Here is a 6,245-nt window from a genome sequence, read left to right on the forward strand (position 1 = left end):
CCATATTCCTGAACAACTGAGCAAACGAGAGAGGTATACCGACAAATGGCAGCGACGCACACACTCCCTCTGGCGTCACCGGGCATGGCACGCATCTGCCTTTACGGGGATTTGCAACGATTTGGCCGCCGCATCGACCTTCGTGTGAAAACGGGGGCTGAAGCCATCCGGGCACTGGCCACACAGCTCCCGGCATTTCGTCAGAAACTGAATGAGGGCTGGTATCAGGTGCGCATTGCCGGGCGTGATGCAGGAGAAACCGAATTATCATCCCGTCTTAATGAGCCGCTGGCAAATGGTGCCGTGATCCACATCGTGCCGCGTCTTGCGGGAGCAAAAAGTGGCGGTGTGTTTCAGGCGGTGCTGGGTGCGGCGTTGATTGCTACGGCAATCTGGATGCCGGGGATCAGTATCGCTTTCAGTGACATTCTCTTTTCAATGGGTGCGGCGATGACGCTTGGCGGTGTTGCACAGATGCTGGCACCGAAAGCGAGTACCGCAACAACGACCAGCACGGATAACGGAAAGCAGAACACCTATTTCTCCTCACTGGATAACATGGTTGCCCAGGGCAATGTCCTGCCCGTTCTGTTCGGTGAAATGCGCGTGGGGTCACGTGTGGTTTCTCAGGAGATCAGTACAGCTGATGAAGGTGATGGTGGTGAAATCGTGGTGATTGGTCGCTGATGTAACATGTTTTATGTGAAACCGCCTGCGGGCGGTTTTGTCGTTTATGGAGCATGAGGTATGGGTAAAGGTAGCAGTAAGGGGCATACCCCGCGCGAAGCGAAGGACAACCTGAAATCCACGCAGTTGCTGAGTGTGATCGATGTCATCAGCGAAGGGCCGATTGAAGGTCCGGGGGATGGATTAAAAAGCGTGCTGCTGAACAGTACGCCGGTGCTGGACAGTGAGGGGAATACCAATATCTCCGGCGTCACGGTGGTGTTCCGGGCAGGTGAGCAGGAGCAGACACCGCCGGAGGGATTTGAATCCTCCGGCTCCGAGACGGTGCTGGGTACGGAAGTGAAATATGACACGCCGATCACCCGGACCATCACGTCGGCAAACATTGACCGTCTGCGTTTTACTTTCGGCGTGCAGGCACTGGTGGAAACTACCTCAAAGGGTGACCGGAATCCGTCGGAAGTCCGCCTGCTGGTTCAGATACAACGTAACGGTGGCTGGGTGACGGAAAAAGACATCACCATTAAGGGCAAAACCACCTCGCAGTATCTGGCCTCGGTGGTGGTGGATAAACTGCCGCCGCGCCCGTTCAATATCCGGATGCGCAGGATGACGCCGGACAGCACCACAGACCAGCTGCAGAACAAAACGCTCTGGTCGTCATACACCGAAATCATCGATGTGAAACAGTGCTACCCGAACACGGCACTGGTCGGCGTGCAGGTGGATTCGGAGCAGTTCGGCAGCCAGCAGGTGAGCCGTAATTATCATCTTCGCGGGCGCATTCTGCAGGTGCCGTCGAACTATAACCCGCAGACGCGGCAATACAGCGGTATCTGGGACGGAACGTTTAAGCCAGCATACAGCGACAATATGGCCTGGTGTCTGTGGGATATGCTGACCCACCCGCGCTACGGCATGGGGAAACGTCTTGGTGCGGCGGATGTGGATAAATGGGCGTTGTATGTCATCGGCCAGTATTGCGATCAGTCAGTGCCGGATGGCTTTGGTGGCACGGAGCCGCGCATCACCTGTAACGCTTACCTGACCACACAGCGTAAGGCGTGGGATGTTCTCAGTGATTTCTGCTCGGCGATGCGCTGTATGCCGGTATGGAACGGGCAGACGCTGACGTTCGTGCAGGACCGACCGTCGGATAAGGTGTGGACCTATAACCGCAGTAATGTGGTGATGCCGGATGATGGCGCGCCGTTCCGCTACAGCTTCAGCGCCCTGAAGGACCGCCATAATGCCGTTGAGGTGAACTGGATTGACCCGGATAACGGCTGGGAGACGGCGACAGAGCTTGTGGAGGACACGCAGGCCATTGCCCGTTACGGTCGTAACGTCACGAAGATGGATGCCTTTGGCTGTACCAGCCGGGGGCAGGCACATCGCGCCGGGCTGTGGCTGATTAAAACGGAACTGCTGGAAACGCAGACCGTGGACTTCAGCGTGGGTGCCGAAGGGCTTCGCCATGTACCGGGTGATGTCATTGAAATCTGTGATGATGACTATGCGGGGATCAGCATCGGCGGGCGCGTGCTGGCGGTGAACAGCCAGACGCGGACACTGACGCTCGACCGTGAAATCACGCTGCCATCCTCCGGCACCACGCTGATAAGCCTGGTTGACGGACAGGGGAATCCGGTCAGCGTGGAGGTCCAGTCCGTCACCGACGGCGTGAAGGTGAAAGTGAGCCGGGTTCCTGACGGCGTTGCCGAGTACAGCGTGTGGGGGCTGAAGCTGCCGACGCTGCGCCAGCGCCTGTTCCGCTGTGTGAGTATCCGTGAGAACGATGACGGTACGTATGCCATCACTGCCGTGCAGCATGTACCGGAGAAAGAAGCCATCGTGGATAACGGGGCGCACTTTGACGGCGACCAGAGCGGCACGGTGAATGGTGTCACGCCGCCAGCAGTGCAGCACCTGACCGCAGAAGTCACCGCAGACAGCGGGGAATACCAGGTGCTGGCGCGCTGGGACACGCCGAAGGTGGTGAAGGGGGGGAGCTTTATGCTTCGCCTGACCGTGGCAGCGGATGACGGCAGTGAGCGGCTGGTCAGCACGGCCCGGACGACGGAAACCACATACCGCTTCACGCAACTGGCGCTGGGAAACTACAGGCTGACAGTCCGGGCGGCAAATGCCTGGGGGCAGCAGGGCGATCCGGCATCGGTATCGTTCCGGATTGCCGCACCGGCAGCGCCGTCTCGGATTGAGCTGACACCTGGCTATTTTCAGATAACCGCCACGCCCCATCTTGCCGTTTATGATCCGACGGTACAGTTTGAGTTCTGGTTCTCGGAAAAGCGGATTGCGGATATCAGGCAGGTTGAAACCACAGCCCGCTATCTTGGCACGGCGCTGTACTGGATAGCTGCCAGTATCAATATTAAGCCGGACCATGATTATTATTTTTACATTCGCAGTGTGAACACCGTTGGCAAATCGGCATTCGTGGAGGCTGTCGGTCGGGCGAGCGATGATGCGGAAGGTTACCTGGATTTTTTCAAAGGCCAGATAACTGAATCCCATCTCGGCAAGGAGTTGCTGGAAAAAGTCGACCTGACAGAGGATAACGCCAGCAGACTGGATCAGTTTTCGAAAGAGTGGAAGGACGCCAACGATAAGTGGAATGCCATGTGGGGCGTCAAAATTGAGCAGACCGAAGACGGTAAGCATTATGTCGCGGGGCTTGGCCTCAGCATGGAGGATACAGAGGAAGGCAAACTGAGCCAGTTCCTGGTTGCCGCTAACCGTATCGCGTTTATTGACCCGGCAAACGGGAATGAAACGCCGATGTTTGTTGCGCAGGGCAACCAGATATTCATGAACGAAGTGTTCCTGAAGTATCTGACGGCTCCCACCATTACCAGCGGCGGCAATCCTCCGGTATTTTCCCTGACACCGGACGGGCGGCTGACGGCGAAAAATGCGGATATCAGCGGTAACGTGAACGCGAACTCCGGGACGCTCAACAACGTCACGGTAAATGAAAACTGTACGATTAAGGGCATGCTGGAGGCGAACCAGGTCAGAGGTGACTTCGTTAAAACTGTCTCCAAATCATTCCCGAAACAGGCTGGTACGTGGGGTAACACGGAAACACCAAACGGGACGGTTACAGTCACCATTTACGATGATCATAACTTTGACCGCCAGATTATTATTCCGCCCATTATTTTTAACGGTGTGGCGTATGACGATCCGGGGAGCGGTAATAACCCGGGAGGTACGCGATACACGGGTTATGGTTTTGAAGTTCGCAAAAACGGCGTATTAATCGCATCCAGAGAAACTAAAGGAGCCATTCCCGGTAGTTACAGTGCGGTTATTGATATGCCGAGTGGTGGTGGTAGCGTCACTCTGGAGTTTAAGATTTTCCAGAAAGGCAATCAGGGCGCAGGTAACATCACAGACTGTACGGTGATTGTGACCAAAAAAGCTGCTTCCGGTATCAGTATTAGTTGAATTTTATAACCCCAATACGGGCGCCAGAAATGGCGCCTTTTTTATTGCAGAAAAGCGAGAGGTAATTATGCGTAAATTATGTGCTGTTATTCTGTCTGCAGTAGTCTGGCTGGTCGCCGCTGGTACGCCAGCGAGCGCAGCAGAGCATCAGTCCACACTAAGCGGCGGGTATCTTCAGTCCCATACTGATATGCCCGGCAACGATGACCTGAAGGGCATTAACGTGAAATACCGTTATGAATTTACGGACACGCTGGGGCTGGTGACGTCATTCAGCTATGCAGGAGACAAGAATCGCCAGCTTACCCGTTACAGCGATACCCGCTGGCATGAGGATTCCGTGCGTAACCGCTGGTTCAGCATGATGGCGGGGCCGTCTGTACGCGTGAATGAATGGTTCAGTGCTTATGCGATGGCAGGTGTGGCTTACAGCCGTGTTTCGACGTTCTCCGGGGATTATCTCCGCGTAACTGACAACAAGGGGAAAACGCACGATGTGCTGACCGGGAGTGATGGCGGTCGCCACAGCAACACGTCTCTGGCGTGGGGGGCTGGCGTGCAGTTTAACCCGACCGAATCCGTGGCCATTGACCTTGCTTATGAGGGTTCCGGCAGTGGCGACTGGCGCACTGACGGTTTCATCGTGGGTGTCGGTTATAAATTCTGATTAGCCAGGTAACACAGTGTTATGACAGCCCGCAGATTCTGGCGGGCTTTTTTGTGGAGTGGATATGGCAGCAGTAAAAATCTCAGGTGTGCTGAAAGATGGTGCGGGAAAACCAATACAGAACTGCACTATTCAACTGAAGGCAAAGCGTAACAGCACCACGGTACTGGTGAACACGGTGGCCTCTGAAAATCCGGATGAAGCCGGGCGTTACAGTATGGATGTTGAGTATGGCCAGTACAGCGTCATCCTGCTGGTTGAAGGTTTTCCGCCTTCACATGCCGGAACCATTACCGTCTATGAAGGCTCCAGACCAGGTACGCTGAATGATTTTCTCGGTGCCATGACGGAAGAGGATGTCATGCCGGAGGCATTGCGTCGTTTTGAGGCAATGGTGGAAGAAGCGGCACGCAACGCCGAAGCCGCCTCTCAGAGCGCAGCGGCGGCAAAGAAATCCGAAACTGCAGCGGCATCATCGAAGAACGCGGCGAAAACCTCAGAAACGAATGCAGCTAACAGCGCACAGGCGGCAGCGGCCTCGCAGACTGCATCGGCAAATTCCGCGACAGCAGCTAAAAAATCAGAAACCAACGCGAAAAACAGCGAGACAGCCGCAAAGACGAGCGAAACCAACGCAAAGTCCAGCCAGACGGCAGCGAAGATCAGCGAAACAAATGCCAAAGCCAGTGAAACTGCGGCGAAAAGCAGTCAGGATGCAGCAGCCGAAAGCGAGAGCGCGGCAGTCGGTTCTGCGACTTCAGCAGCCGGATCAGCAACTGCTGCGGCTAACAGCCAGCAAGCAGCGAAGACGAGCGAAACTAACGCAAAGTCCAGCCAGACGGCAGCGAAGACCAGCGAAACGAATGCCAAAGCCAGCGAAACTGCGGCGAAAAACAGTCAGGATGCAGCAGCCGAAAGCGAGAGTGCTGCAGCTGGTTCTGCAACAGCGGCAGCTAATAGCCAAAAAGCTGCAAAAGCCAGTGAAACTAACGCAAAGACGAGTGAAACAAAAGCAGCAGCCAGCGAGACAGAAGCAACGTCAGCCGCAACAAGAGCAGAGAATGCAGCCCGGATTGCAGAAGATGCCGCTGATCCTGCTTCTGTCCCTCCGCTTCCTGATATCTGGCTACCCTTGAATGATTCTCTGGAAGCGATAACAGGGTATGCCCCGGGCTATAAAACAATAACCATCGGCAGTGATGAAATAACAATGCCTGTTAATGGCATATGCCAATTTAGCCGCGCTTCATCAGCAACGTATATTGATAAGTCCGGGCATATTACCGTGGCTGAAGCGGCGCACGAAAAACGCGAAAACGTTTCACGATAAATGCGAAAACTTTACTTTTCGCGCTTCAAACGAAACAGCGGCATTGGCCGCTGCTTTTTTATTCATTAAGTGGAATCACTTCGGGTA

4 protein-coding genes and 1 pseudogene are annotated in these 6,245 nt (G+C 55.0%); all 5 read left to right on the top strand.

Annotation, left to right across the window (positions count from 1 at the left end):
- Positions 1 to 148: pseudogene (locus tag A9587_RS24825) on the top strand (phage tail protein); the annotation flags it as partial.
- Positions 112 to 687 carry a tail assembly protein gene (locus A9587_RS23765; RefSeq protein ID WP_236941953.1) on the top strand — a complete coding sequence of 192 codons (576 nt, stop codon included), beginning with the start codon at positions 112 to 114 and terminating at the stop codon, positions 685 to 687. The pseudogene A9587_RS24825 and the gene A9587_RS23765, both read left to right, overlap by 37 nt.
- A 60-nt stretch (positions 688 to 747) precedes the next feature.
- The gene (gene gpJ, locus A9587_RS23770; protein ID WP_105281976.1) at positions 748 to 4,161 is read left to right on the top strand and encodes a phage attachment tail tip protein J; all 3,414 of its coding nucleotides are present in this window, start codon (positions 748 to 750) and stop codon (positions 4,159 to 4,161) included.
- A gap of 67 nt (positions 4,162 to 4,228) precedes the next feature.
- Complete coding sequence (locus tag A9587_RS23775; RefSeq protein ID WP_105279847.1) at positions 4,229 to 4,828, top strand: Ail/Lom family outer membrane beta-barrel protein; 600 nt, start codon at positions 4,229 to 4,231, stop codon at positions 4,826 to 4,828.
- Positions 4,829 to 4,892: 64 nt separating this feature from the next.
- Complete coding sequence (locus tag A9587_RS23780; RefSeq protein WP_442899313.1) at positions 4,893 to 6,158, top strand: prophage tail fiber N-terminal domain-containing protein; 1,266 nt, start codon at positions 4,893 to 4,895, stop codon at positions 6,156 to 6,158.
- Positions 6,159 to 6,245 lie beyond the last annotated feature (87 nt).

The sequence above is a fragment of the Escherichia sp. MOD1-EC6162 genome, assembly GCF_002965125.1.
Classification (GTDB): Bacteria; Pseudomonadota; Gammaproteobacteria; order Enterobacterales; family Enterobacteriaceae; genus Escherichia; species Escherichia marmotae.

Excerpts from the sequence above, each read along its gene's own strand:
- A9587_RS23780 (WP_442899313.1), top strand. The coding sequence starts at position 4,893 with ATGGCAGCAGTAAAAATCTCAGGTGTGCTGAAAGATGGTGCGGGAAAA.
- A9587_RS23775 (WP_105279847.1), top strand. The coding sequence starts at position 4,229 with ATGCGTAAATTATGTGCTGTTATTCTGTCTGCAGTAGTCTGGCTGGTC.
- gpJ (WP_105281976.1), top strand. The coding sequence starts at position 748 with ATGGGTAAAGGTAGCAGTAAGGGGCATACCCCGCGCGAAGCGAAGGAC.